20 protein-coding genes are annotated in these 22,244 nt (G+C 71.2%); 10 read left to right on the forward strand and 10 right to left on the reverse strand.

From position 1 onward, the window contains the following. Window positions 1-85: 85 nt before the first annotated feature. Window positions 86-979, reverse strand: coding sequence for a LysR family transcriptional regulator (locus tag ACF1BH_RS29070; protein WP_391647296.1), 894 nt, complete (start codon window positions 977-979; stop codon window positions 86-88). 158 nt (window positions 980-1,137) lie between these two features. Here ACF1BH_RS29070 and bla point away from each other — a divergent pair, with 158 nt between their 5' ends. Continuing rightward, entirely contained in the window at window positions 1,138-2,061 is a 924-nt protein-coding gene (gene bla / locus ACF1BH_RS29075; RefSeq protein WP_391647298.1) for a class A beta-lactamase, read from the forward strand. Between the two features lie 125 nt (window positions 2,062-2,186). Here bla and ACF1BH_RS29080 read toward each other — a convergent pair whose 3' ends face one another. Both ACF1BH_RS29080 and ACF1BH_RS29085 read right to left on the reverse strand, forming a co-directional pair. After that, window positions 2,187-2,783 carry a restriction endonuclease gene (locus tag ACF1BH_RS29080; RefSeq protein ID WP_391647300.1) on the reverse strand — a complete coding sequence of 199 codons (597 nt, stop codon included), beginning with the start codon at window positions 2,781-2,783 and terminating at the stop codon, window positions 2,187-2,189. Between the two features lie 592 nt (window positions 2,784-3,375). Then, complete coding sequence (locus tag ACF1BH_RS29085) at window positions 3,376-4,050, reverse strand: isochorismatase family protein (RefSeq protein WP_391647302.1); 675 nt, start codon at window positions 4,048-4,050, stop codon at window positions 3,376-3,378. A gap of 459 nt (window positions 4,051-4,509) precedes the next feature. Between ACF1BH_RS29085 and ACF1BH_RS29090 the strand changes: the two genes are divergently transcribed. Together ACF1BH_RS29090 and ACF1BH_RS29095 are read left to right on the forward strand one after the other, a co-directional pair. After that, window positions 4,510-5,004, forward strand: a complete 495-nt coding sequence (locus ACF1BH_RS29090; protein WP_391647304.1) for a pyridoxamine 5'-phosphate oxidase family protein — start codon at window positions 4,510-4,512, stop codon at window positions 5,002-5,004. Between the two features lie 330 nt (window positions 5,005-5,334). After that, window positions 5,335-6,873: an acyl-CoA synthetase gene (locus ACF1BH_RS29095; protein WP_391647306.1), complete on the forward strand. Its 1,539-nt coding sequence runs from the start codon at window positions 5,335-5,337 to the stop codon at window positions 6,871-6,873. Window positions 6,874-6,957: 84 nt separating this feature from the next. Here ACF1BH_RS29095 and ACF1BH_RS29100 read toward each other — a convergent pair whose 3' ends face one another. Beyond that, window positions 6,958-7,908, reverse strand: coding sequence for a LysR family transcriptional regulator (locus ACF1BH_RS29100; protein WP_391647308.1), 951 nt, complete (start codon window positions 7,906-7,908; stop codon window positions 6,958-6,960). A 74-nt stretch (window positions 7,909-7,982) separates the two neighbouring features. On the opposite strand from ACF1BH_RS29100, the gene ACF1BH_RS29105 reads away from it, so the two are divergent. Beyond that, entirely contained in the window at window positions 7,983-9,089 is a 1,107-nt protein-coding gene (locus tag ACF1BH_RS29105) for a DMT family transporter (RefSeq protein WP_391647310.1), read from the forward strand. Between the two features lie 79 nt (window positions 9,090-9,168). Here the strand turns inward: ACF1BH_RS29105 and ACF1BH_RS29110 are convergent, their stop codons facing one another. After that, a complete protein-coding gene (locus ACF1BH_RS29110) occupies window positions 9,169-10,500 on the reverse strand; it encodes an aminotransferase class I/II-fold pyridoxal phosphate-dependent enzyme (RefSeq protein ID WP_391647312.1) in 1,332 nt (443 codons plus the stop codon). A gap of 23 nt (window positions 10,501-10,523) precedes the next feature. Here ACF1BH_RS29110 and ACF1BH_RS29115 point away from each other — a divergent pair, with 23 nt between their 5' ends. Together ACF1BH_RS29115 and ACF1BH_RS29120 are read left to right on the forward strand one after the other, a co-directional pair. Next, on the forward strand, window positions 10,524-11,264 hold the full coding sequence (locus ACF1BH_RS29115; RefSeq protein WP_391647314.1) for a pyridoxamine 5'-phosphate oxidase family protein: 741 nt from the start codon (window positions 10,524-10,526) through the stop codon (window positions 11,262-11,264). A 9-nt stretch (window positions 11,265-11,273) separates the two neighbouring features. Then, window positions 11,274-11,933, forward strand: a complete 660-nt coding sequence (locus ACF1BH_RS29120) for an FMN-binding negative transcriptional regulator (protein WP_391647316.1) — start codon at window positions 11,274-11,276, stop codon at window positions 11,931-11,933. 182 nt (window positions 11,934-12,115) lie between these two features. On the opposite strand, the gene ACF1BH_RS29125 is transcribed toward ACF1BH_RS29120, so the two are convergent. Next, complete coding sequence (locus tag ACF1BH_RS29125) at window positions 12,116-13,093, reverse strand: DMT family transporter (protein ID WP_391647318.1); 978 nt, start codon at window positions 13,091-13,093, stop codon at window positions 12,116-12,118. Between the two features lie 207 nt (window positions 13,094-13,300). Continuing rightward, window positions 13,301-13,783, reverse strand: coding sequence for a Clp protease N-terminal domain-containing protein (locus ACF1BH_RS29130; protein WP_391647355.1), 483 nt, complete (start codon window positions 13,781-13,783; stop codon window positions 13,301-13,303). 453 nt (window positions 13,784-14,236) lie between these two features. Between ACF1BH_RS29130 and ACF1BH_RS29135 the strand changes: the two genes are divergently transcribed. Next, the gene (locus ACF1BH_RS29135; RefSeq protein WP_391647320.1) at window positions 14,237-14,665 is read left to right on the forward strand and encodes an SRPBCC family protein; all 429 of its coding nucleotides are present in this window, start codon (window positions 14,237-14,239) and stop codon (window positions 14,663-14,665) included. A gap of 91 nt (window positions 14,666-14,756) precedes the next feature. On the opposite strand, the gene ACF1BH_RS29140 is transcribed toward ACF1BH_RS29135, so the two are convergent. Next, window positions 14,757-15,407: a PadR family transcriptional regulator gene (locus ACF1BH_RS29140; protein WP_391647322.1), complete on the reverse strand. Its 651-nt coding sequence runs from the start codon at window positions 15,405-15,407 to the stop codon at window positions 14,757-14,759. 579 nt (window positions 15,408-15,986) lie between these two features. Between ACF1BH_RS29140 and ACF1BH_RS29145 the strand changes: the two genes are divergently transcribed. Then, window positions 15,987-16,811 (forward strand): PhzF family phenazine biosynthesis protein, encoded by an 825-nt coding sequence (locus ACF1BH_RS29145; protein ID WP_391647324.1) that lies wholly within the window; start codon window positions 15,987-15,989, stop codon window positions 16,809-16,811. 362 nt (window positions 16,812-17,173) lie between these two features. Here ACF1BH_RS29145 and ACF1BH_RS29150 read toward each other — a convergent pair whose 3' ends face one another. Continuing rightward, entirely contained in the window at window positions 17,174-18,538 is a 1,365-nt protein-coding gene (locus tag ACF1BH_RS29150; protein ID WP_391647326.1) for a flavin monoamine oxidase family protein, read from the reverse strand. A 330-nt stretch (window positions 18,539-18,868) separates the two neighbouring features. Then, on the reverse strand, window positions 18,869-19,612 hold the full coding sequence (locus ACF1BH_RS29155) for a CPBP family intramembrane glutamic endopeptidase (RefSeq protein WP_391647357.1): 744 nt from the start codon (window positions 19,610-19,612) through the stop codon (window positions 18,869-18,871). Between the two features lie 303 nt (window positions 19,613-19,915). Between ACF1BH_RS29155 and ACF1BH_RS29160 the strand changes: the two genes are divergently transcribed. Beyond that, entirely contained in the window at window positions 19,916-21,703 is a 1,788-nt protein-coding gene (locus ACF1BH_RS29160; RefSeq protein ID WP_391647328.1) for a substrate-binding and VWA domain-containing protein, read from the forward strand. A gap of 76 nt (window positions 21,704-21,779) precedes the next feature. Beyond that, window positions 21,780-22,238, forward strand: a complete 459-nt coding sequence (locus tag ACF1BH_RS29165; RefSeq protein ID WP_391647359.1) for a PPOX class F420-dependent oxidoreductase — start codon at window positions 21,780-21,782, stop codon at window positions 22,236-22,238. Window positions 22,239-22,244 lie beyond the last annotated feature (6 nt).

Here is a 22,244-nt window from a genome sequence, read left to right on the forward strand (position 1 = left end):
AGTGGATCAGGCGCCGGTCGGCGCGGGACGGTTCGCGGGGCGCGGCATACCGGTCCGGGTGCCATGACCGTTCGCGGGGCCGGCCTCATGAGCCCGCCCCGGTACCGGTGGCGGGATCGGCGCCGAGGCAGCGGGCGAGGGCGTCGCCCAGGCGGGCCGCCATGTGCCGGCCGGAGCCCTCCGCGGCGGCGAGCGCATAGCCGCGGGCGAGCGTGATCCCACCGAGCGGCCGCCAGTGCAGCGCCAGTTCCGTGGCCTGCGCCGGGGAGCAGAGCAGCAGGTCACGGCTGGTCAGGACCTCCGCTGCCGCCGTCGTCAGATCGCCCGCGGTGACGAGTTGGGCCGGCCGCAGCCCCACCGCGTCCCGCAGCCGGGTGAGCGGGTCGCGGATGTGCGGGACGTCGTCCTCCGGCTGGATCCAGACGCGCCGGGCCGGGCCGGTGGCGGCGCGGCCCACCCGCAGCGTTTCGAGGTGGACACGGCGTGGGCCGGAGTCGTCGGCGGCGGCGAGGCCGAGCGGCACCGTCCAGGGCGCGCCGTCCGGCGGTACGGCGAGCACCCCGGCGCGTACCTGGTGGGCGTGGAGGAGTTCCTGCCGCCGCGCCGGTTCCTCGGGGCGCAGATCGAGGGTGATGCCGTGCCCGCGCGCCTCGGCGACGAGACGGGCCCGGTCGGCGGTCGGGCAGACGGCGGGGACGGCGAGCCGCCACGGCCGGCGGCGGGCGGCCTCCGCCTCGTGCACCAGCACCTCGGCGGCCTGGAGGAGTTGCCGGGCGACGGGGAGCATCTCGCGGCCGAACGCGGTCAGCACGGCGCGCCGCGCGGTGCGCTCGAACAGCTTCTCCCCGAAGTGCTCCTCCAGCGCGGCGACGCGTCGGCTCGCCACCGACTGGGACATCCGCGCGGCCGCCGCCCCCACGGTGAAACTGCCGCGCTCGCTGACGCTGACAAAGGCACTGCACGCTCCCACCAGATCCACGGCGGGACTCTATGCCAGATCCGCATGGAACCGCGCATTGGCGTATTGGACCGCATGACGGGCGGGGGCAAGAGTGGCTGCGCGATCCCGATCACCCACCGGGACGGGCCCGCCCGTCCCCGATGCGCCCTGCCCGCAAGGCGCCAGGAGGTCAGACCATGCAGCCGTCCCGCACCCGGGGTACCGTCCGCGGCGCGCTCGCCGCGCTTCTCCTCGTCCCGCTCGTCGCCTGCGGCGCCGGAAGCGCCGAGGCGGAGGCATCGACGCCGTCCCCGAAGGCGACGCCGTCCGCCGCCCGGCCGTTCACCAAGGACCTGAAGGAGTTGGAGCGGAAGTTCTCCGCACGGCTGGGTGTCTACGCCGTCGACACCGGCACCGGCCGCGAGGTCGCCTACCGCGACGGCGAACGCTTCCCCTTCAACTCGACGTTCAAGGCACTGGCCGCCGGAGAGGTCCTGAAGCAGCGCACGCTGAACGGGATGGACGACGTGGTCCACTACTCCCCGGACGACATGGTCCCCAACTCCCCCGTCACGGAGAAGCACGTCACGACCGGTATGACGCTACGGGGGCTGTGCGACGCCGCCGTCCGCTACAGCGACAACACCGCGGCGAACCTGCTGTTCGACAAGCTCGGCGGCCCCAAGGGCCTCAACGCGGCGCTGAAGAAGCTGGGCGATCACGTGACACGGATGGAGCGCCCCGAACCGCTGCTCAGCACCTGGGACCCGAAGTCCACCCGCGATACGACCACGCCCCGCGCCCTGGCCAAGGATCTGCGTGCCTACGTCCTCGGCGAGGCGCTGCGCCCGGCGGAGCGCACACAGCTCACCACCTGGCTGCGGACCAACACCACGGGCGACACCCTCATCCGAGCCGGTGTCCCCAAGGGCTGGGTGGTCGGCGACAAGACCGGCATGGGCAGCAACTACGGCACCCGCAACGACATCGCCGTCCTGTGGCCCGAGCACTCCTCCCCCATCGTCGTGTCGATCCTGTCCAGCCGCGAGGCGGAGGACGCCACCCCCGAGGACAAGATCATCGCCGAAGCCGCTTCGGTGGTCGCCCGCACCCTGAAGTGACCGAAGGCGGCGGGCAGCCGCCACCGGGAGGCATCTCGCCATGAACGGGGTCGCACCGAGAACGAGGTGCGGCCCCGCCAAGGTCTGCCCGCGCCCTGCCGGGAAGTGGCCGTCCGCCGCCCGCCCTACGGGTACCAGGGCGGGCGCCCACCAGCGGCCCACCGGCCCAGCACCCGGCCGTCGACGAGGCGCAGCGGCTGGTCGAGTTCGGCGTTGGCCCGCCGTGCATCCTGGGTGAAGTCGCTGGTCGTGACGATGAGCGCGAGATCGCAGCGGTGGTAGGCGCGGTAGGTCCCGTTGACCTCGTACACGACGGGCGCGCCGACCCGGTTCCCCGCCGCGAACCGCTTGCACTGGACCGCGATCCGACGGCCGTCGGTGAGCTGCACGAGGACATCGAGCGCCCGGTCGTTGGCGCCCCCGGACACCGTGGCCCCGCGGACCCCTGGATCGCGACGCGCGAGTTCCGCGATGGCATGCTCGAACTGGCTGCCGCTCATGTGCTGATACGCCGCGATGCTGTGCGTGACCTCCGTACGGGCGTCACCACGCGCCCTCGGCCCCGGGAATCGGCCGCCACGCACCTGGTGCACGGCCACGATCACCCCGAGCGCCAGAACCGCGAGAAGACCACAGAGGACGGGATACGCCCGGATCACCGCGATCACGACGAGGAACAGCCCCACGGAAGCGGCGAGGCGCCCCGGGGTGACCTTGCGCATCTGCCGCCGCACGGCACGCCGCCGGGCCCGTGCAGCCGGCCGACGGCGAACGGCGGAGGACCGTCGCACACCACCGCTCCGACGGCTACGGGCCGAGATACGTCGTCGTGCCGGTGCAGCCATCGGTCTCCCCGCTTCGACGGAGGCAGGTCGCGTCCGGTCGGGCGCCTGCCGGGCAATCCCTGCAGTGTGCTGGGCCCACGCGCATCACTGCCCCGAAGCCCCACACCTTGGCCGGTTGTCGCGCCCGGGCGACCTGGTTGTGGCCTTCCCTGCGCCCGCATCCGCGCCCTGCCCCTGGCGAAGCAGGTCACCTGCGCCCACCAGGCCACCGCGCATTCTCTCCCCGGCGACTGCTTCGTCAGCAGAGGTGCAGGCCTCGACCTACGCCGTCCGCCGTCCGCCGTCCGGTCAGACCGCCGTGTCCGCTTCAAGGCCGGCCCCACCCGTGGGTGTACGGCGCGTACGACGTCGTCACACAGGCGATGAGCGCGAACCGTGCCGAGGGCGTCGAGAGTCGCGACCTGGCCTACGGCGAGCCGCCGAACCTGAGCATGTAGCCACGGCTACCTCCCCTCTTCACCAGCCGTTTTCAGCTCTGCCCAGGACTTGCGCCTGCGCTCTCTGCGGGTCGCTGCGGTCCCTTCCAGCACGCCACCACGTCGTCCGTCCGGGTCACCGTGGCCACCAGGGCCAGAGAGTGACGGACCAGCTCGGGAACGTACGCCGCGGGCACACCCGCGATCGCGTCCTCGGGCACCACTGCCACATAGCCGGCATTGACCGCGTCGAACACGGAATTCGGGATCGCCACGTTCGCCGACACTCCTGTGATCACCACCGTGCGGCAGCCGAGGTTGCGCAACAGGGCGTCGACGTCCGTACCCGCGAGCGGCGACAGACCGTGCAGCCGTCGCACCACAAAGTCGCCATCCGCCACCGCTACCGGCGCGGCGACCTGGGCCGCTGGAGTGCCGATGACCTGCTGTACCGGCAACCGCTCGGCGGCCCGGAACAGCCTGGCGTTGCGGCTGGCGCCCCGGCCGTCCGGGCGCCGCACCGCGAGCGCATGCACCACCTGCACTCCGGACCCGTGCGCTGCGTCAACCAATCGCGCCACGTTGCCCAACGCCCCCGAATCCCGTGCAGCTGCGGCGAGTTCCGGCAAGGCACTGCTCTCCCCCACCACACCCTGCTGACACTCCACCGTGAGCAACACCGTTGTCGCCGGATCCACTTGCGCCATGAGTCGCGCGTCCGCAGCCATCCCCGCCCCACCCTTCGCATGTCCGGCGGTCTCTCCGGCCTGGCACTCCGGGCCGACGGTCCGGCCCGGCCGCACCCGGCCCCACCGGATACAGACCTCACCGCATGCCTTGCATCCGGTCTCGCGCGCCCGCATCATTCCTGACGCTGCATCAGTTTTCAATTGACAAGGTGCGAAGGATCAACGACGCAAGGAGCGCCACATCATTTCCGTACGGAGTCGATGCCGGGCAAGGGACCAACCCTCACACCGCCGGCCAGCCCCACCGGCGATCGGCCTGCCCTGACGGACGGATGCACCACGCGCAACTGCGGCACCCAGCCAAGGCCGACACACGCCCCGGCCCTGCCCTCACTCCCAGATCGACATCGAGCGCGGACCTCACGAACTTCCCGATCACCCCCACTTCCTCACTGCACAGCCCACCTCGAACCGACGGCCGAGACGAAGGCGATTCGCATGACGGAGACCACGAACGACGGCGGCACCTCCGACACCCAGCGGCGTGGGCGTCGGATCATGATGATGACCGACGAGCGCGACGTCTTTCTCACCGCACAGCGGACCTGCCGCGTCGCCACTGTGAGCGGGGACGGCACTCCGCACGTCGGCGCACTGTGGTTCGCCTGGGACGGCACCTCGCTCTGGCTGTATTCGCTCACCCGCAGCAAGCGGTGGAGGCAACTGCGGAACGACCCCCGGCTCTCGGTGGTGATCGACGACGGCGAGGCCTACGGCGAGCTGCGCGGCATCGAGCTGTCCGGCCGGGCCGTGTTCGTCGGGGAGGCGCCGCGTACCGGTCGGCCGTGCCCGGAACTCGATGCCCCCGAGCGGCTCTTCGCGTCCAAGTACTTCGGCATGGAGAGCATGCCGCACGACGGCCGCCACGCCTGGCTCCGTCTCATCCCGGACTCTGTGGTCTCCTGGGACTTCCGGAAGATGCCGAACGGCTGACCGTACTCGCTCCGTCCCTTCTTTCACTGCTCGTAGGTGTGTTGCTCGTCGCGTCTCGGCTTTTCTCATGTCTTCACGCTAAGTTTTGGCGCTGCCGCGTTCATCCGGGACATCCCCTATCCGGCTCCGGGATCTCCCTGACTCGCCCCTGAGCCGCCCTCGGCACAAGCCAACCCGACTTGGGGGGCGCCCTGCGCAGGCGATGTCAGTGGTCTCTGCGACAGTGGACAGGTCAGCTCGACAGGACCCGGTCCGCGCCGCGTCGGTCGCGGGACGGCCGGCAGCTGCGGTCCTCTGTGACCGGGCGCCGACGAGGATGGAGGAGTTGCGGTGAACGTGTTCTTCCCCGCGCTGCGTGACGGATCTTCCGCACCGGCGCTGCGCTTCGGTGAGCGCCGACTGAATTATCGTCAACTCGGTGCAGTCGCTGTTCCGCTCGCCGAGCGTCTCGGTGGCCGGACGCGTGTCGCGGTGTGGGCAACTCCGACCCTGGAAACATCGGTGGCCGTGGTCGCGGCCCTGCTGGCCGGGGTGCCGGCGATTCCGGTGAACCCCAAGATCGGCGCCGGCGAGTTGGCGCACATCGTCGCGGACAGCTCCCCCGATCTCGTCCTCACCGAACCGGGCGCCACGTTGCCCGATGCGCTCGCCGTACTCCCCCGCCTCGATGTCAGAATCGGCGCCGCTGAGCAGTCATCCACACCGGAGGCGGGTGACGGCCTCGCGGGCAGCGGGCCGGGGAACGCATCGGATCCGACGGCGGAATCCGGCGCGCCCGCCCCCCACAAGGTGCCGGTACTCCCTCACGAACCGGGGGAAGAAGCTCCGGCCCTGATCGTCTACACCTCCGGCACCACAGGGCCGCCCAAGGGCGTGGTACTGCCCCGCCGCGCCCTCGCGCACACCCTCGACGCCTTGGAAGACGCCTGGCAGTGGACGGCCGACGATGTGCTCGTCCACGCCCTTCCGCTCTTCCATGTCCATGGCCTCATCCTCGGAGTTCTGGGGCCGCTACGGCGTGGTGGCAGCCTCCACCACCTGGGCCGTTTCTCTTCGGAAGGGGTGTCCCGCGGCCTGTCCGACGGCGGGACGATGTTCTTCGGCGTGCCGACGATGTACCACCGGCTCGCTGTGGAGGTCGGTGCCGATCCGGCGCTCGCCAAGGCCTTGGGTGCTGCGCGATTGCTGGTCTCCGGGTCGGCTGCGCTGCCGCTCACCGACCACACACGCATCACCGCGGCGTGCGGCCGCCGGGTGATCGAGCGGTACGGCATGTCGGAAACACTGATGAACACCAGCGTGCGGGCGGACGGTGCTCCGGCCACCGGGTCGGTCGGGGTGCCGCTCCCCGGCGTCTACCTCCGCCTGGTCGACGAGGCGGGCCGGCCCATCGAAGGCGACGACGGCGAAACGGTGGGCGAGATCCAGGTGCGCGGCCCGAACCTCTTCGTCGAGTACCTCAACCGCCCGGACGCGACCGCCGAGGCGTTCGACGGCGGATGGTTCCGTACCGGCGACATGGCGGTGCGGGACGCCGACGGCAACTACCGGATCGTCGGCCGGAAGGCGACCGACCTCATCAAGAGCGGCGGATACAAGATCGGCGCCGGCGAGATCGAGAATGCGCTCCTGGCGCACCCCGCGGTGGCCGAGGCGGCCGTCACCGGTGAGCCGGATGACGACCTCGGCGAGCGGATCGTCGCCTGGGTGGTCATGGCGCCCGATGCCGCGCGGACCTCCGCCGATGAGCTGTCCGACCACGTCGCCCGCCAGCTGGCACCGCACAAGCGCCCCCGGACCGTGCATTTCCTGGACGCGCTCCCGCGCAACGACATGGGAAAGATCCTCAAGCGACAACTCGGCAGGTGACCACCCGGCCCCAAGGCTTCCCTGGGGTCGCTCGGTGCGGTGTGGCACACCTCCGGGGCCCGTGGTGTCCGCGGCGCCCGCCGTTCACCCGCTTCCGCTGCCCGCGTGGATGGCCGGGGAAGGATCGGCCGCTCCTTCCACCTCCTTGCCCGCCGTCTGCAGAGCGGCGACGGCAGCGCGGATGGAGGGGCGGCGGTCCGCGTCCGCGCGCCAGATGGCGTAGACATGGCGGCGCATGGCGTGGCCCACCGGCACGACGCTCACCCCTTCCGGCACCGGACCGCGCCCCAGGCGCGGGGCGACCGCCACCCCCAGACCGGCGGCGATCAGGGCAAGTTGGGTGTGGTGCTCCTCGGCCATGTGCGCGATACGCGGCTCGATGCCCTTGCTGCGCAGGGTGAACATCAGCCAGTCGTGGCAGAACTCGCCCTGCGGCCAGGAGATCCAGGAGTCGTCGGAGAAATCCTCCAGCTCGACAGTGCGGCGGCGGGCCAATGCATGGTTCGAGGGCATCGCCACATCCGCCGGGTCATCCAGCAGCGGAGCCTTGGCAAGACCGTCGGGCAGGGAGAGCGGGCGGTTGTACCAGTCCAGGACGACCGCGAGATCGATGTCTCCGCGCACCACCCCCCGCACCGATTCGTCCGGCTCCATCTCTGTCAGGTGGGGGCGGAGCTGTGGATGGGCTCGGTTCAACCGCACGAGCGCAGGCGGAAAGAGCCCTCGGGCGGCGGTCGGAAAGGCGCCGAGCCGAAGTTCTCCGACGGCTTGGCCGCGACGCGCCTCCAGCTCCGCCTCCGCCAGCTCTACCTGGGACAGGATTCGAGCGGCGTGATCGGCGAGGAGGCGGCCCGCGTCGGTGAGCCGGACACCGCGGCCGTTCTTCGCCAGCAGCTGCTGTCCGGTCTCCCGCTCCAGCTTGGCGATCTGCTGGGAGACGGCCGAGGTCGTCACGTGCAGCCCGTCGGCCGCTGCGCTCACCGATCCGTGCCGCGCCACCGCGTTCAACGTCCGGAGGCGGTCGAGGTTCAACATGTAAGCAATGCTAAGCGATACCCCCCATACATTCTCGCTTGTGCTACGACGTTGGACAGCTCATCGTGGTGCGCATGAGCACCACCGCCTCCCGCGCGACGCGCGCCGCCCCTGCCTCGACAGCCACCCCCTCGTCCGCCGGCTGGCGGCTGCGCTTCGCCGTGCTGGCCCTGATCTGGGGCTTCAGCTTTCTCTTCATCAAGGTCGGCACAGAGGGCTTCGCGCCGCTCCAGGTGACGCTCGGCAGGGTGGCGTGCGGCGCCGCGGTGCTGCTGGCCGTGCTCGTCGTCAAGCGTCAGCGGCTGCCGCGATCGGTACGTACCTGGGCGCACCTGGCGGTGGCGGCCCTCTTCCTGAACGCACTACCCTTCTCGCTCTTCGCCTTCGCCGAGCTGACCATTCCCTCCACGCTGGCCGGCATCTGCAACGCCACCTCGCCGCTATGGGGCATGGTCCTGTCGGTGGTGGCACTGTCCGAGGACCGTCCTACGCGCCGCCGGGTGGCCGGTCTGGGCGTGGGGTTCCTCGGCGTCCTGACCGTGCTGGGTGCCTGGCAGGGCTTCACGGACACGGATTTGACGGGCACGGCCATGGCTCTCGGTGCCTCCCTGTGCTACCCGATCGGCTGGATCTACGTACGCCGCACACTGGGAGGCGCCCAGGACTCCCACCTCTCCGTCTCCAGCGCCCAGCTGCTTCTGGCAACGGCGCAGCTCGCAGTGGTCACACCGCTCTTCACCAGCGCTCCGACCTCCTTCCCTCTCTGGCCCGTGCTCTCCGTGATCGCGCTCGGTGCACTGGGCACCGGCCTCGCGTTCCTGTTGCAGTACGGACTGGTCGCCGAAATCGGCCCCACCACCGCGCAGATGGTCACCTACTTCATTCCCGTGATCGCCACGGCCGCGGGGGTGGTGCTGTTGGGCGAGCAGCTCAGCTGGAACACGCCGGTCGGCGCCCTGATCGTGCTCGCCGGCGCGGCCCTCACCCAGAGCAAACCGCGCCGCTCCGCCCCTTCCCCCGTCGTGGCCTCGGGCCCGGGCCCCTCCACACCGCCTCTGCACGCCAGGGAACAGGCCGACGCTGTCGCCTCCCCCGCCGAGCTGCCCGACGCCCCGCAGTCCGGCGCACTCGCGCTTCTCCCCGATGCGGCGCCGGCAGTCGGGACGTCGAAAGAACACTGACCGGTGGCTCGGTGGCCGGTCCTTATGCGTCCGGCCACCTCGCCCCTGCCCGAGGGGCCGCCTTCGTGCGGCCCCTCGTTCATTCGTAGCGCCGCACCTCCCCGGAGCCGATGGCAGCCACGACCGCCTCAGCCAACGGCTCGGTGTCCGCCGGGGTCAGGCCCGAGATCGTGATGCGGATGGCGGGTGGTGACTGCATACGGAAGCGCGCACCGGGCGCCACCGCCCAACCGGCATGCAACAGGCGGGCGACCGCTCCCGTCTCGTCGGGCACCGGCACCCAGACGTTCATACCGCTCCGCCCGTGGGCAGGCACCCCGCGCACCGCCAGCGCGCGTATGAGGGCGTTCCGTCGCTCTGCGTAAGCCGCGGCCACCACCGCCGGATCGACAGCGGAACTGCGCCACAGGTGGGCGACGGTGTCCTGGAGGAGATGGCTCACCCACCCCGGCCCGAGACGCTGTCTACCGCGCACCCTGTCCACGGTCTCCGGATCGCCGGTCATGACGGCCAGACGCAGGTCCGGGCCGTACGCCTTGGCCGTGGAGCGCACCAGCATCCAGTGGTCGGTGACGCCCGCGAGCGGATGGAGGGGGAGGTCGACGATGCCGTGGCCGTGGTCGTCCTCGATCAGCAGGACTCCGGAGTGTGCCGCCAGCAGGCGCCGCAATTCGACGGAGCGGGCCCGGCTCACGGCCGCTCCGGTGGGATTCTGCGCCCGGTCCGTGACGACGGCGGCCCGCGCTCCCTGGTCGAGGACCCGCGCCAGCTCCGCCGTCAGCGGCCCCTCGTCGTCGACAGCAACCGGGGCGGGACGGAGGCCCAGTGCCGGGATGAGGTCCAGCAGGCTGCCCCAGCCCGGGTCCTCCACCGCCACCGTGTCGCCCGGCCGCAGGTGCACGGCGAGCGTCCGCTCGATGGCATCGAGCGAACCGCTGGTCAGCGCTATCTGCCCAGCCGGAACACCGTCCTCTGCCAGCGCGGCGAGCGCCATCTCCTCAAGGGCTCCGTCGACCGGCGGCGCACCGTAGAGCACCGGCCGTCCGGCACTGCGCACCGCGGCAGCCGCCACCGCCTCTCCCCAGGGCGGAAGAAGCGCCGTATCAGGGTTTCCGGCGGAGGCGTCCCGGACGCCCGGCGGCACCTCCACCCGGATCGCGTCGCGCGCCGTGCTCGCGGGACGCGGGCGCACCCGGCTACCGCGCCGCCCGGCCGTCTCGATCACTCCGCGGTCCCGCAGCGTGCGGTACGCGGCGGCGACCGTATTCGGATTCACCTCCAGATAGACGGCCAACTCCCGCAGCGGAGGAAGGACTTCGCCCGGCTGAAGCTGCCCGGCACCGACGGCTTGCTCGACGCTGGCGGCGATTTCCGATGCGCGCCGCCCCTCGATCCGATACTCTTCTAGCACAAAATTGATTATGCACTAGTGCAATGGAGTTGGCAATGTCCCAGACCCCGTCGCGCCACCGTCCGCAGTCTCCTTCGCCGGGCACGGACACCTCCTCTGCCGGCGATTCCCCCTTGAACTACGCACCGACCGAGCGGACCGTTCCCACCCGGTCCGCCGACCGCGCCGCCTACGACCAGGAGACCGTCCACGCGATCCTCGACGAGGGGTACGTCTGCCATCTGGGATTTGTGCGGGACGGCGCGCCGATCGTTCTTCCCACGCTCTACGGCAGGGTCGGCGACCGTCTCTACCTGCACGGCTCGACGGGCTCGCGACCGCTACGGGCAGCCGGACAGCCGGACCCCGGGCTCGCGGTCTGCGTGACGGTGACGCATGTGGACGGCCTGGTGCTCGCGAAGTCCGCCTTCCACCACTCCATCAACTACCGCAGCGTGGTCGTGCACGGCACCGCGCACCAGGTCACCGACCCGCAGGAGAAGACGGCGGCCCTCGACGCCCTCGTCGACCACGTACTCCCCGGCAGGTCCGCCGATTCCCGCCCGGGCAACGCCAAGGAGCTGGCCGCCACCGCCGTCATCCGGCTCGATCTGCGTGAGGTCTCGGCGAAGATCCGCACCGGCGGCCCGAATGACGAGCCCGAGGACCTGACCCTCCCCCACTGGGCAGGTGTGCTTCCCGTAACCCCCGTGTACGGCACGCCCATACCGGCGGATTCCCAGGGCCCCGCCATTCCCGAGCCGGCGTATCTCACCGCGCGATAGGAGCCTTCCGTGCTGATCCACCCCTGGGACGCGCCGACCGACGACGGTGAATGGCAGCACTGGCTCGCCGGGCACGACTTCGGCCAGCTGGCGGTCAACGGCCCGCCGGGCGCGCCGCCGTTCGTACAGCCGATGCACTTCGCCTACACGCCCGGGAGCGATGAGGTCGTCACCCATCTCGCCCGGCCGAATCCGATCTGGCCCGCTCTGGAAGCGGCGCCGACCGTGCTGTTGAGCGTGGTCGACGACTACACCTTCATCCCCGGGCCGTGGCAGGCCACCGAGGACGAGCCGCCCGAGCACGGCGTCCCCACGAGCTTCTACGCGGCCGTGCAACTCACCTGCCACGCCCGCATCGTGGACGATCCGGAGGCCAAAGCCGTGCTGCTGCAACGGCAGATGGATCACTTCCAGCCCGAGGGCGGTTCCGCTCCGGTCGCCGCCGACCAGGCACCGTACGGCCGCCAGCTGGCAGGAATCCGGGGGCTGCTCCTGGAGGTCCAGGAGGTGCGGGCCAAGTTCAAGTACGCCGGCAAGCGGCCGGAGGCGGTGCAGCAGCGGATATCCGCCCGGCTGGCGGAGCGGAACGCACCGGGGGACGCCGCGGCCCGTGCCCACCAGCAACGCCGCCTCACGGCCGCTCGCGAGGGGCGCGGCCGGACACCGTGAGGTGCCCGCGCGCCGCGTCGGCGACGGGCAGCCCGGGCGCGGCAGTCGACGCGGCCGCCGCCCCGGGTGACGCCCCGCTTCCTCAGCGGGCGGCGGAGTTGCCGAGGACCCCAGGACGTCCCCCTGTGGACCGGCACACTGCTGCCGACCTGCGCGTATCCGCCCCTTCGCTCAGGCAGCCCTTACCCGTGCCCGCGCTCGCCCGTCATGTCTGTGTCTCCGGTGGTCACGGCTCCGGACGACCCGGTGACCACGGTGGTTTCCTCCGGGCGTCCGGCCGTGGGCGTCGACGATTGCGCGATGAAGGCACCGACCAGCACCACGATGCCGCCGAAGATCTGCGGAGGGGAGAGATGTTCGCCCAGCAGCACCCAGGCCAGGACCGTCGCGATCACCGCCTCCAGGCAGGCCAGGACACCAGCCACCTGGGGCGACAGCCGACGGATGGACACCACACCGGTGAGATAGGCGAGCACGGTCGCGATCAGCACGATCCAGGCGAGCAGCAGCACGGCCGGGACGGGGGTTCCGTTCATCGAGGTCGTTCCGCCGAGCACCGACCACGCCATCCCCCAGGGACGGGCGATCACGGTGAGGACGGCGGTGCCGATCAGCAGCCCGTAGGCGACGACGCCGAGCGGATCGACGGCGTCCTCGCCATCGGTTCCGTGGTCGGAAAGGACGAAGTAGCCGACCTGGCAGCAGGCGGCACCGAGGGCGAGGGCGAGCCCGAGCGCATCGATGCTGAGGCCGGACCACACCTCGACCACGCAGGCCAGGCCACCGACGGCAAGGATCACACCGATCGCGGCGGCCCGGGTGACCGGTCGCTTCTGTACGAAGCGGACCCAGCCGAGCACCAGGGCGGGCGCCAGATACTCGATGAGGAGCGCGACGCCGACGGGGATGCGGGAGAGGGCGGCGAAGTAGCACGCCTGGACGCCCGCGACGGCGAGCAACCCGAAGCCGACGAGCAGCCCGGGCCGCCGCCGTACGAGGGAACGGTGGCGCCAGGCGACGGGAAGCATCACCACGGTGGCGCCCGCGACGCGGAGCCAGGTGACGTGCAGGGGCTCCAGCCCCGCCTCGATCAGGGGTTTGGCGGCGACTCCGGAGCCGCCGAAGGCGAGGGCGGAAAGCAGCGCGAGAGCCAGACTCATCCCGTGGCCCGAGGCGCTCGGGGGCCCTTCCGTCCCAGGGGCGGGAGCGTGCGCGGACGGTGCCGCGGCACCGTGAGTGGCCTGCCCCGGCCGGGCGTTCGTGGCGGCGGGGCTCCCCGAAAACGCGTGCATCGGGTCATCATGACAGCCGCCACCAGCGGAGTCACCCCTTACCGACCTTCCGCGCCCCGGCCCGCCAGCCGGCCATCACCCCAGGTCGGCGGTTTCTCCGTCCAGGCGCGCCGCGAGTCGCGCGGTGTCGACGGAGGCCCGGCGCAGCACCTCGACGGCACGGGACTCGGGGTCGTCCACCAAGGCGGCCAGCAGGTCCAGGCACCCCGCACGCAAGGCGTAGCGGGCGTGCGCGCGGTCGAGGGCGCCGTCCATGGCTGCGGCCGCGGCCGGCGACCATCCCGGTACGCCCCCCTCGGCCACCACGGGCACGGCGCCGGAATCCTCGACGGTGCCGTGCCACTGGAGCCCGTAGCCGATGCTGCGCTGGACGAGGTAACCGAGGAGCCGGGCGATCTGGGGCGGCCCACCGTCGAAGACGTCCCGTACGGCAGGGTCCCACTCCAGCAGACCGTGCAGCAGATGAGCGGTGTCGACCTGGCGATCACCGTCCCGCGTGGCCCGTCGGCGGGCAGCGGATATCACCGACGCCAGCTCAACGGTGAGCTGTGCGTCCATATCCACCCGCGCGGGGACCTCCCCGCCGCTGTACGCAGCACGGTATTGCACATCTACCACCCCACCAGCAATGAACGGCCCGGGCATCCCCGGCGGGAAGCATTTGCGCATCCCACCATGGTTGGGGAGAAGCCCGGCCCTTCTCCTCCGTAAGGAGGAGAAGGGGGCACCACAAGGGTGAAATGGCCTGGCTCCCCCCTCTTCACCGGAAAGTCCGAGCTGTCGTTTCCCGGCACTCCCGCACAAGCCTCCCGGGGCGCCTCCACGACAGCCCCTTCGCGGCGCCCCCTCGCACGGATCCGGCGGGTGAACGCAGCACCGCGCCTTCGGAGGCACAGGAGTCGGCGCGTCAGCCCGTGGGATGTGGACGAGCCATCAGCCTTGAAGGTTGCGGTCGGCACGGATACGTTCCGCGGACCCGTCAGGCAGGTCGTCACCTAAAGGGGTGGTCGTATGGCCGCAGTCACCGCGCAGTCCCGCATCGAGGCTCCGGCAGCGCCGATCTGGGAGCAGCTCACCGACTTCGACAACTACGGCCGGTGGAACGCCACGCATACCGACTTCCCTCAGGGCGGGCCGGATCCTCTGCGGAAGGGCGCGGAGTACGAGGAGAACATGAAGCTGATGGGCTTCCCGGCCGAGGTCCACTGGACGGTGCGGGAACTCCTGCCGGAGCGGCTGCTGGAGATCCGGGGCAAGGGCCCGATGGGTGTGTCGCTGGCGATGCGGTACGCACTGGAGCCGGACGGCGAGGCGACGAGGGTGCGCATCGACGGCGAGTTCACCGGCGCCGCGGTGTCCTTGATGGCCGGAAAGCTCAAGGCCTCCGCGAGCACGGCGCTGGAGACGTCGCTCCACGAACTGGCGGCGCTCGTCGCCTGACACACCCCGGTGAGCGCGTCGCGCGGTGCGGCGACGCCCCGGCGCACGGCTACCCACGTGCGCCGGGGCGAGAGCTGCACCCCCTCGGCTGTCAGTCCTCCTCGGCGAGGATCAGGTACAACTCCTTGCGCGCCTTATTGACCACCGCCATCGCCTTTTCCCGCTGCTCAGGGGTGCCGGTGGCCCAGACCTGCCGGAAGGCGTCGACGAGACCGCCGCCGGCCTTGCGGATCTCGTTCATGGCCTCCCAGTCGACGCCGCGCCCCGCATCCTCCCAGGGAGCGTCGGGGCCGCCTTCGGCCTCAGTGCGCCCCCCTTCCGTCAGGGAGAAGAGCTTCTTACCCCCTTCGGAGGCGCTGGAGATCAGCCCCTCGTCCTCCAGGAGCTGGAGGGTCGGGTAGACCGAGCCGGGGCTGGGCTTCCAGGCTCCGCCACTGCGCTCGGCGATCTCCTGGATCATCTCGTAGCCGTGCATCGGGCGGCCCTTGAGCAGCGCGAGGATCGAGGCGCGCACGTCTCCGCGCCGGGCGCGGCCGCGCGGCCCACCACGCCCCCGGCCGCCGAATTGCGGCCCGCCGAAGGGCGGCCCGAAGGGCCCGAAGGCACGGCGCCCCTCGAACCGCTCGCCGAAGCCGCCCGGTTCGCCGGGACCGCGGCCGCCGGGACCGCCCGGGCGACCGCCGCCCCAGGGGCCGCGACCGAAGCCGTGTTCCTGTCCGTGTCCATGTCCGTGGGGTCGCATGAGGATGCCCTTTCGTCATCGGGTGACCCAGTGGCCGCCCGGATGTCGGTCAATCTCCCATTGACCGATCGCGATGCTTCAACGATATATCGGTAGAGTTCGTTCAGCAAGGCTCCGTGCCGGTACGCACCACTCGATCGATGACCTGCCGCAGCGGAGACGACGCGGTCCTCTCCGAAGCCGAGGGGAGAGAATGGCGTCTCAGGGGAATTGGGACCGACGGGTTTGGGACCGACGGTTCCTCCTCCTCTCGGCGCCGGCCGATGGCAGGGTTTCGGCACCTGGCCAACTCGTCGCCACAGGCGAGCTGATCGCGGTGGGCGGGAACGAGGTCGCCTTCCGCGTCGCCGAGTCCGGCTGCGCGCCGCCGACGGAGCGAACGGCTGACCGGCCCGGGCAAACGAGCTCCGACGGCAAGCAGAGGCACAGGCTTCGGTGAGGCCGACGGGCCGGGCATCCGTTCACCGTCGCCTCGGTGCTCGGAACCCCGTCGGCCCAGGTCAACGTCCCTCGAGCGCAGACCAATTTCTCGGAATTGGCCCTGATCCGCGTCGGATCCGGTGCCCTAGGGTCCTCCGCATGAGGATTCGTATCGTCGACGCGTTCAGCACACGCCCGTTCACCGGCAATCCGGCGGGAGTCGTCCTTCTCGATGCGGACGGCTTCCCGTCCATCCACTGGATGCAGGACGTCGCCCGGGAGGCGAACCAGTCGGAGACCGCTTTCGCCCATCCCCTGCCGCCCGGTGGCGAGGCGGACTGGGCGCTGCGATGGTTCACCCCGGCCACCGAGGTGACCATGTGCGGGCACGCCACCCTCGCCACCGCGCACGTCCTGCACACCGCCGGCAGCGCCACCGGTACGGTCCGCTTCGCCACCCGCAGCGGGGTCCTGACCACGACCGCGAACGACGATGCCACGTACACGATGGACTTCCCGGCCGCCCCGCTCACGCCTGTGAAGGCTCCCCCGGCGATCACCCACGGGCTGGGCGGCGTCCCGATCCTCGGTGCGTACGACACCGGGCCGCAGGTCGGCGATCTGCTGGTCGAGCTGGCCGATGAAGAGGCCGTGAACTGTCTGTCGCCGAACTTCGCTGTGCTCGCCGGGCAGGACGGCAGGGGCGTGATCGCCACCGCGCGCGCCGACACGACCGACTCCGTCTATGACGTCCGGACCCGCTGCTTCTTCCCCAACGTCGGTATCGACGAGGACCCGGTGACGGGCAGCGCGCACACCGCCCTCGCCCCGTTCTGGGCCGACCGGCTCGGCCGCTCCACCCTCGCCAGCCTGCAAGGGGGCGCCCGTACCGGCCTCGTCCGCACCCAGCTGCGCGGCGACCGTACCCTGCTCACCGGCTCCGCCGTCACGGTGCTCGACGGGGAACTCCTCGCCCTGCCCTGAGCTGTACGGATGGGGTGCTCCGGGCCGCGGGACCGTTGCGGGGCGCCACGGCGCCTGCGGCATCCGGGCACGTCCGCACGCCCGTCAGACCACCTCTCCCTCCGCTTCCCGTCACTCGTGATGATTCGCGGCAACCAACGGCGGGACGGCGGTGTTTCTCTTCGTGAAAGAGCCGGTCGACGGCGGATGCGCTGACCGGCACGGGGAGCTGACGGGGGAATGAGGTACGGGCGATGTCGCACCGCAGGGCACAGGTCTGTTCAGGGACCGGACGGTCGAAGCTGCCGGGAAGGGAACCGCCCGACGGGACGGAGCCCGCCGCCCGGAACGTGAGACGGAGCCACGGGCCGTACAAAGCCGTCTCACACGGACCGTTCGCCACCGTCTTTGTGGGAGCCGAGGGCATGGAGTACTTCGTGCGCCGCGCGATGCCCCGACTCGACGGCCCCTTCGAAGTACCCGTTCCCGTGCACAGCCGTCTCCGTGCCCGCCCAGTGCAGCACCCCTTCCGGCAGACGCAGCGCGCTGCCGAAGGCCGTCCACCCACCAGGTGTGAAGTGGCTGGAGAAACACCCCCGGGTCCATTCCTGCCCGAGCCAGTCGAACTCGATGAACTCCTCCGGTTCCGCCGCCCGTTCGGAGAACAGCTCCCCGAGGCGATGAGTGATGCTCTCCCGGCGCTCCCCGGGCGGGCGGGTCCGCAGGTGAGCGGCGTCATCGCCGTAGACAAAGGCGGTCAGCACCGCCCTCGGAGCCTCTGGCGGCGTGTTGTCGACGGTCTCCGTGAGCACGCCCGTCGCCGATGTCGACAGTCCCGACAGTCCCTCGTCGCGCCAGAAGGGCTCGGGGTAGACGGCATGGACCTTCAGCGCGGTGCCGGCCGACATGTGTTGCAGGACGCCGGCCCGCACGGCGCTCAGCGGCGGATCGTAGCGGAGGCTCCCGGCGAGTACGGGCGGCAGCGCGATCACGGCCCGAGCCGCGCGGTACTCCCCCAGCGTTGTGGTGACGCGGACCCCGGAGTGGTCATGGGCGATGCCGGTGACCGGCTCGGACAGCCGGACGGCGCCGTCGGGCAGATCGGCGACCATCCGCTCGGCGATCTCCTGCGCGCCGCCGACGACACGGCTCTCCTGCGCCCCGCCCCCGAAGCCGAGCAGCGCCGCCGTCCCGCCGCTGCTGGTCAGGTAGAAGAGCGTTTCGAGGAGCGAGGTCTCCGAAGGGCTTCCGGCGAGGAGCCCGCCGGAGATGACCCGGCCCACGTAGCGCTTGGCCGCCTCCGGGGCTCCCGTCGCATCGAGCCAGGTGGCGAAGGTCTGCCGGTCCCATGCCACCGCATCGGCAGCGGTCCACGGGCTCTTCACGGGGACGTGCCTGCAGAGCGCGTCGAGTTCCCGGAGGAGTGCGGTCACCTCGTCGGGGAGCGCGGTCAGGTGCTCCCCGTCGTAGTCGATCACCGAGGAGCCGTACTCCGGGGTCGGGTAGGTGGCGATGCCGTGGTGGCGGACGAGTTCGCTGATCCGGAGCTGGCCGGAGGAGACCCACTGTCCGCCCAGGTCGAGTTGGGTGCCGTCGGGGAGAAAGCGGGTGAAGGCTCGCCCGCCGACCCGGCCACGGGCTTCCAGTACGAGGACGTCGCAACCCGCCCGGTGAAGCTCCCGCGCCGCGCTGAGACCCGCGAATCCTGCGCCGACCACCACCGCATCGCGCTCTCTCACCCCGGTCACCGCTTCCCTGTCTCATTCCGCCCGGCCTGTGCCGTACGGGCCGACGGCGCCTCAAGGATCATGGTGGCCGGGCGGCGGGCTCGGGGGGCGCGCCACACCCCTCGTAGGCCGGTTCACCCGGTATGGGCAACCGGCACCGCAGCGCCCCCGCCGCGGAAGCACACCTCTTCCGGACCACCTCCGCCCTCCGGTCCCCACGGGTCCGGCTTGCCGACGACGGACATCCACCCCACGCCCCAGGCCGCCGGACCGCTCTCCCCGGACGAACCGCTTACCACGCGGAACGGCTCGCCCGCACCGCCCCCGTGCGGCCCGCTACGCGTCCCGTGGCTAAAGCGTCGGCAGCCAGTCCACCCGGCCCGCGAGCAACGCGTATCCCAGGAAGGCCACGATGTCGATCAGGGCATGTGCGGCGATCAACGGGCCGACGCGACCCCAGCGCCGGTAGAGAAGGACGAAGATCACGCCCATCACCATGTTCCCGACGAAGCCACCGATGCCCTGGTAGAGATGGTACGAGCCGCGCAGCACAGCGCTGGCGGCGAGCGCGGCCGGCGGCGTCCAGCCCAACTGCCCCAGGCGGCGCAGCAGGTAGCCGACGACGATCACTTCCTCCAGGACGGCGTTCTGCACGGCGGAGGCGATCAGCACCGGGAATTTCCACCACACGTCCGGCAGCGCCTCGGGCACCACCGTGAGATTGAAGCCCGCTGCCCGCGCGCCCAGGTAGAGCAGCAGCCCGCTGCCGCCGATCACCGCTGCCAGCGCCGTACCGCGCCCCAGGTCGAACCCGGGACGGCGGCGGTCACACCCCAACGCTCGCAGCCCGCCCACGCGCTCCCGCAGCAGCAGATGCGCCACCAGGGCCACCGGCACCAGCGCCGTCGCGATCCCGAAGAGCTGCCAGGCGAGGTCCAGCCATGGCCGGCCGGGCGCATGGGAACCGTTCAGCGTCGCCGCCTGCGCCTTGAGGCCCTCGGGGCGGGTCAGCGCGCCGAGGAAGCTGATCAGCGCGGACACCCCACTGGCCCCCAGCGAGAGGGCCAGCACCAGAAGCGTCTCGTTCCGCAGCATCTTCCGGGGCAGGAACTCCCCCGGCCGGCCGTCACCGGGTACGCCGGTTCCGCCACGGACATCCACATCCGACCCCACAGGTTTCTCCACTTCCACCGCTTTCTCCGCTCCCGACCGTGCCTGCGCACCCATCACTTCCACCACTTCCGCGATACCGCCACCCGTGCCACGCCTGCCCGGCTAGGGTCGCCGCAGCAGGTACGAAGATCGCGCGACAGGCCGGGGCAGGCGCCGTCCACGTGGTGTGACCCGCCTCCGCCGAGTCCCGAGCGAGTTCCGAGACGCAGGAGAGGCGCTACCGCGATGGGACGTCACAGCTTGCCCGACAGCTCCGAACCGGACGGCGCGGGGGCCCGGCCCGGCGTGCGTCGCCGCACCGTCGTTCTCGCCACGGCGCTGGTCCTCGCCCTTGCGGCGGGCGCGGTGGTGGTGCTGCGCAGCGAGTTGCTGCCGTTCGGTAAGCCGTGCGGCGGAGACTCCGTCCGGCTCGATGTCGTCGCCTCGCCCGATATCGCTCCCGCCCTCGACGACGTGGCGGACCAGGCGCGACACGATGAGGCACGCACCGACGGGAAGTGCCTGGACGTCAAGGTGACGGCGCGCTCCGGAGCGGAGGTCGCCGACTCCCTCGCCCAACGTCCGGCGCACTCCGAGTTCCAGGTCTGGATACCGGACTCCACCCTCTGGGCGGACCGCGTGGACGCGGCCAGCGGCACACCGTTGACCACCAGCGAGACGATCGCGGCCTCCCCGCTCGCGCTGGGCGCCGTGCCCACCCTCGCCGAGAAACTGGGCTGGCCGAAGAAGACCTACGGCTGGGCCGCGATGGCGAAGGCCGCCGATGACGGCACGCTGCCGCTCGGCGTGGCCGATCCCGCGCGCAGCGCCACCGGACTCCTCGCTCTCTCCCGCATCGACGCCGCTTACCGAAAGGAGGGGACGGACTCGGACGCCGACACGGCACAGAGCCGGACGGCCGACGCTGCGAAGGTGCTCCACCGGCACCTCGCCGACGACGACGAAAAGCTCGCCGCGACGCTGCCGCGCGGCGCCTCCGAAGCCGAGACGGCCGCTCCGCACCGCAACCAGGCCGTGCTTCTCTCCGAACAGGCCGCATTCGCCCACAACCGTGCCGCGTCCGGGCCCGGGCTGGAGCTCTTCTACCCCCAGGACGGCACCGCCCAGCTCGACTACCCGTACACCCTCGTGGACGAGAACCAACTCGACGCCGACAAGTCGCGCGCCGCCAGCCGCTTCATGACGCTGCTGGCCACACCCAAGGGCCAGCAGGTGCTGCGCGCCCACGGATTCCGGGCGGGGCACGGCAGGGCCGACGAGAAGGTGACCCGCGCGGCAGGCGGCCGCGCGCCGCAGCCGTACACCCAGGACGCCGCCTCGCTGCCCTCCGCCGAGGAGATACAGGCGCTGCTCGGCGTGTGGACGGTCACCGTGGAGAACGCCCGGCTCACCACCGTGGTGGACGCCTCGTCGTCCATGGCACTCGCGGTGCCGGGCAGCGGCGGCCGGTCCCGGATGTCGTTGGCCAGGGATGCGCTGCTCCGGGCGCTGGCGACGTTCACGCCGGACGACGAAATAGGGCTGTGGAAGTTCGCCACGCTGCTCGACGGTGACCGCGACTACCTGGAGCTGTCCCCCACCGCCCGGCTCGGCGGCCGGGACTCCGGAAGCGCCGGCCACCGTGACGGCCTCGCCTCCGCGCTGCGGGCGCTCACCCCTGTCCCCGGTGGCGGCACGGGGTTGTACGACACCACGCTCGCCGCGTACCGCGAGGCACGGTCGTCGTATGCCGAGGGGAAGTTCAACGCGGTCGTGGTGGTCACCGATGGCGCGGACGACGACGCCCACAGCATCGGCCTGGACGGGCTGCTGGAACAGATGAAGAAATTGACGGACCCGGGGCGGCCCATACCCTTGATTGCGCTCGCGCTCGGCCCGGAGGCGGACAAGTCGGCGCTGGACCGTATGGTCGCCCCGACCGGCGGCTCCGCCCACGAGGTCCAGGACCCGTCGCAGATCGATGAGGTGATCCAGCAGGCCATCGTCGCCGCGGGGAGCACGGAACCGAGCTAGGGCGTGTTGTGAAAGTGGGGCGTTGGGTTCACGGCGTCCACGAAATTGTTGGGAGGCTATGGATGTTGACCACGTCATGACTCAAGGACCAGCGCCTCGCTCACTGTCCGATGAAGCCCTCTCCAACCTGCTTGGCAAGCAGCAGTTCGGCACGCTCGCCACCGTCAAGCGCAGTGGCCACCCCCACCTGACCACCATGCTGTACAGCTGGGACTCCGAGGCCCGCATTGTGCGGTTCTCGACGACGGCTGACCGCATCAAGGTCGGGCACCTGCGGCGCGATCCGCGTGCGGCGCTGCATGTGCAGGGCAGTGACGTGTGGTCGTTCGCCGTTGCCGAAGGTGAGGCCGAGGTCTCCGAGATCACGACGGTTCCTGGCGACGCGGTTGGTCGGGAGTTGCTCGGGATGATTCCCCAGGCCGCGAAGCCGGAGAATGAAGACGCGTTTTTGGAACAGTTGGTTGCCGAGCGCCGAGTGGTCATCCGGTTGAAGGTGGACCGGCTGTACGGAACAGCACTCGACATCAGCGGCTAGGACGAA

This window comes from Streptomyces sp. NPDC014733 (genome assembly GCF_043083385.1).
GTDB lineage: Bacteria > Actinomycetota > Actinomycetes > Streptomycetales > Streptomycetaceae > Streptomyces.